Below are 676 nucleotides of genomic sequence, written 5' to 3'. Positions count from 1 at the left end.
GCGCGGCGTCATCGTCTCTTACGAGACCATCCGCCGCTGGTCCGCCAAGTTCGGCCAGGCCTACGCGGACGGACTGCGCCGCCGTCGGCCACGGCCCGGGGACAAGTGGCACCTGGACGAGGTCTTCGTGAAGATCAACGGAGAGCAGAAGTACCTGTGGCGGGCCGTCGACCAGGACGGCAACGTGCTCGATATCCTCCTGCAGAGCCGCCGGGACAAGGCCGCGGCAGGACGCTTCTTCCGCCGCCTGATGAAGAAGACCCGTACGGTGCCGAGGGTGGTCGTCACCGACAAGCTCCGTTCCTACGGCGCGGCGCACCGCGAGGTCATGCCCTCGGTGGAACACCGTTCCCACAAGGGCCTGAACAACCGGGCCGAGAACAGTCATCAACCCACGCGGCAGCGTGAACGCGCCATGAGGGGATTCCGCTCCGTCGGCGGGGCCCAGCGGTTCCTGTCCGCGTTCAGCGGCATCTCACCCCACTTCCGCCCTCACCGCCACCTGATGACAGCCTCCGACCACCGAGCCGAGATGACCGTCCGCTTCGCGATCTGGGACCAGATCACCCAAGCTGCCGGCCGGCCCACCACGGCCTGACCACAGGCCCGGACCGCGGGCCCCACCAGACCACGACGCACCGTCAGGCACCTGCAACCCAACAACGTGACAGCACCT

1 protein-coding gene is annotated in these 676 nt (G+C 67.9%); it reads left to right on the top strand.

Going from position 1 to position 676, the window contains the following annotated elements; all coding sequences use genetic code 11:
- The coding region (locus IEZ15_RS44195) for an IS6 family transposase (RefSeq protein ID WP_189282549.1) at positions 1–598 on the top strand (598 nt) is incomplete at its 5' end.
- Positions 599–676: the final 78 nt, after the last annotated feature.

The sequence above is a fragment of the Streptomyces atratus genome (assembly GCF_014648655.1).
Taxonomy (GTDB): Bacteria; Actinomycetota; Actinomycetes; order Streptomycetales; family Streptomycetaceae; genus Streptomyces; species Streptomyces atratus.
The sequence above is the reverse complement of the archived record's forward strand: the minus strand, read 5'-3'. Positions and strand labels throughout refer to the sequence as shown.